We start from the raw sequence: 2,951 nt of genomic DNA, 5'->3' as shown, positions 1-2,951 counted from the left end.
ACGCAGGTAGCAGGTGCCACCGCGGACGGTCCATACCTGCGTCTGCCCGGTATCCCTGAGTCCTTCGTAGCTCGGATCGGATCGATCTCGCTTCAGGTAAAACACATTGGGCTGCCCTCCGGCCCCGCCAGTGCGCCCGCTTACGGCGCAACGCAAAGCCGGTATCAGGCAGCATCCCCGCTTCATCAGCCGCTGGCGGGCGATGCCGTGCCTCGACGTGATCTGCTGGCGGACGGGATTCATCCTTCAAGCCTGCCGGCGCAACCTCCACCGACGCGGTCACCACGGATGCAAGCAATGATGGTGCACGGGACTTGCGGTCTGGTGCGGCCCGATCGGCGGCAGCCCCGGGTGGGCCTGCCTCACCGGAGGGTGCCGCACCGGCAGCGAGCGAGAATCGAGATGGTTCCGACGTCTCATATTTGGCTAAGGCTTTCGGCGCCGATGGCATTCGCGAAGGCACCAATGGCTCAATCCAGATCCGCTTCCCGGTGCGACCGAGCGGCGGTATTCAGTTTGCGACCGAGACTGGGAAGCGCCTGGCGTCTTTCTGGGACGATCGCACGGGTGTCATGACGATCGACCCCTCGCTTACATTCCTCGTCCGGGATGGGCGCTCTAGTGCGATCGTTACGCGGGAAGTTGCGGACACCTTTCACTTCCCGGCCGAGAACGCGGCGGGGCTCGACCAGGTCTTCTCCGAGCGAGGGAGTACGTATCTGCGCGTTGGCGATGGGACCAAGAAGGTGACTGTGCGAGTTGATGGAAGGATCGTGAAGGGCCAGCAGAAGGGCCGCTACTACCGCGTCAATGGAATAGGGGACACCTTCGTCGTGGACGCGGACGGCTTCGAAGTGACGGTCACGCGTTCCCGGTCGGTCCGCTTTAGCGATCGCGCAGGCAGCTCGTCGTGACGCCGCCCATCGCACCTGCCATCGGCCGATGCCTCGGGGGCGTGGTGATAGCCATCATCGGTACGCTCGCGTGGATCGGCGTGGCAAGCGCTGACTGCCTCGACGATGCCGCGACGTTCCATGGGGTCAGCCCCTCCTTGCTCCGAAGCATCGCGTTGCAGGAGTCGGGCATGCGTCCGTGGGTCACGAATCGGAATGGCAACGGTTCGGAGGATATCGGCCTCATGCAGATCAACTCGATCCACCTGCCGCGCCTGGGCAGGTACGGGATCACGCGCGCCCACCTGTTTGATGGGTGCATCAATGCCTACGTCGGCGCGTGGATTCTGCGCGAGAACATCCAGCGCTTCGGACCAACGTGGAAGGCGGTCGGGGCCTACAACGCATCCTCACCTGACAAGCAGTTGCGCTACGCCAACCAGATTCATGCGCGGTGGCAGGCGCTGCAGCGCGCCGCATTGCGGTAGTTCCTTCACCTCAACCGAACGCATAGCTATGTGCCAATCCAACCGAACCGTTCGCTTTGCCGTCGCCGCATCACTGGTGAGCGGCCTGATCCTTGTGCCGGCGGTGCATGCCTCGCAGACGGCCCAGTGCTTCGATGGTCGCCATTACCAGCGTGGCATCCTGCCCCGAGCATTCGAGCTCAACGCTCACACCGTTTAGCAACCGCGCCACCAGGCGCGCAGGCAATGGCTGCGGCGGTTGCAACGTTCGCACAGGCAGTGGCTCAGGCACGGTTGGCAGCTCCGCTCCGGCCTTGGGGCCGGCTGCGTGAACTTCCACCACGGGAACGAACGCCGCCGGCGCACTTTCGATGGCATCCATCGTGCCATCAGCGTCTTTCTGTTCCGCCTTGTGCTGTTCGATCCAGCGGCGCAACTGGTTCGCGTTCACCCCGGCCTTGATTGCCATGCCAGCCACCGATACCCCCGGCTGCAGGCAAGCTTCAACCAACCGTCGCTTGTCGCCCTTGTCAAAGCTGCGCTTGCCGTTGGCGCCGACGTTGATCGCCCGCAGCGGCAAGAAATCCAAATCGCTCTGGTCCATGACTTGTGTCCGCTAAAAACAGTGGACACAATCCTGCGCCGTCTGGCCTTCCGGCGCTATGTGCGGCAAATTTCGCGCTTACCAACCATCTGCACACTAGGTACGCAACGCGGCCCAGGCACTGCAGCGCCAGACCGGCCGTCTCGACCTCGAACTGCACACCAGCACCGGCGTGCTGCGCCAGCGCACCGCCACGTAGATGGCCCGTGCGAACGAAAAGTTCGATGAATGCGACAGGCCCGCTATTTCGCGCGAGCACGGCATGACTTCGCATAGGTCCAGCGGACGGGCTGGCTGGCGTGGTAAGGTTGATTAAGTCATGGAGTGCGGGGGCGCTCTTCATGACTTAATCAACTCGTCTCCGAGTCTTCACCCCGCACCGGCTCGCCGGTGCGGGATTTTTTGTGCGAATCATGGACACACCTATGACAACGCACTCACCAAACGCCACGATGACTCGTGCGCTGATTTACGTAAAGCTAAGAAAGAGAGATCGAGGGTCGAGTGCGATGCACGCCGGACTGAAGTCAGGTATTTGGACCGAATGTATCCAAGCGCTGAACGCGCCGCGCAGTTCCGCGGATAGGGCGTTCGCTATGCGAACAACTTCCACTTCAAAATCGCCTGCCTTGAAGTCATCCGCGCTGTACGACGGAACAAAGATTCCACAGTCGTCTACCACGCTCTCGTAGTCGAGCTCGGCTAGGGATGCCTCCAGGTTCCACCAGTTCTCGCCGACCACCGGAAGATATGCTCGATTGCCTCGGCGACCACCGGATGATTTCGTTGCGCATAGCGCGCAAAATCCTCGAAGAACGACCGACTACCATGGAGCAAATCAAAACCGTTTCCGATCAGGTATAGCTTGGAATTCGCGGGCATACTTACGGCTCCCCGACCTGCAATGCGGCTAGCAGGCTGCTGAAATACCGGCAGTGGACGTCAGCGCGACGACTTGCTGAATCGTTAATCTGAGGACTCCTTACA

6 protein-coding genes are annotated in these 2,951 nt (G+C 61.6%); 2 read left to right on the top strand and 4 right to left on the bottom strand.

Features of this window, described 5'->3' with window-relative positions; translation table 11 throughout:
• Positions 1–243 (bottom strand): hypothetical protein (locus J8I34_RS33575; RefSeq protein ID WP_209808498.1); only part of this gene is annotated, 243 nt, incomplete at its 3' end.
• A 179-nt stretch (positions 244–422) separates the two neighbouring features.
• Between J8I34_RS33575 and J8I34_RS33570 the strand changes: the two genes are divergently transcribed.
• Together J8I34_RS33570 and J8I34_RS33565 are read left to right on the top strand one after the other, a co-directional pair.
• Positions 423–914, top strand: coding sequence for a hypothetical protein (locus J8I34_RS33570; protein WP_209808496.1), 492 nt, complete (start codon positions 423–425; stop codon positions 912–914).
• Between the two features lie 41 nt (positions 915–955).
• On the top strand, positions 956–1,381 hold the full coding sequence (locus tag J8I34_RS33565; protein WP_371748203.1) for a lytic transglycosylase domain-containing protein: 426 nt from the start codon (positions 956–958) through the stop codon (positions 1,379–1,381).
• Between the two features lie 70 nt (positions 1,382–1,451).
• Here J8I34_RS33565 and tnpA read toward each other — a convergent pair whose 3' ends face one another.
• The 3 genes from tnpA to J8I34_RS35670 form a co-directional block, all read right to left on the bottom strand.
• A complete protein-coding gene (tnpA, locus tag J8I34_RS33560; RefSeq protein ID WP_209808495.1) occupies positions 1,452–1,964 on the bottom strand; it encodes an IS66-like element accessory protein TnpA in 513 nt (170 codons plus the stop codon).
• Between the two features lie 469 nt (positions 1,965–2,433).
• Positions 2,434–2,706: an AbiH family protein gene (locus J8I34_RS35775; RefSeq protein WP_500784450.1), complete on the bottom strand. Its 273-nt coding sequence runs from the start codon at positions 2,704–2,706 to the stop codon at positions 2,434–2,436.
• Entirely contained in the window at positions 2,667–2,846 is a 180-nt protein-coding gene (locus J8I34_RS35670; protein WP_209808493.1) for an AbiH family protein, read from the bottom strand. Before J8I34_RS35670 ends, J8I34_RS35775 begins: the two co-directional genes overlap by 40 nt.
• Between the last annotated feature and the right edge of the window lie 105 nt (positions 2,847–2,951).

This window comes from Cupriavidus phytohabitans (assembly GCF_017815025.1).
Lineage (GTDB): Bacteria > Pseudomonadota > Gammaproteobacteria > Burkholderiales > Burkholderiaceae > Cupriavidus.
Note: the sequence above shows the minus strand (reverse complement) of the source record. Positions and strands in the feature narration are given on the sequence as shown.

Bases quoted from the DNA above. Each gene is read 5' to 3' on its own strand.
- tnpA (WP_209808495.1), bottom strand. From the start codon at position 1,964: ATGGACCAGAGCGATTTGGATTTCTTGCCGCTGCGGGCGATCAACGTC.
- J8I34_RS35670 (WP_209808493.1), bottom strand. From the start codon at position 2,846: ATGCCCGCGAATTCCAAGCTATACCTGATCGGAAACGGTTTTGATTTG.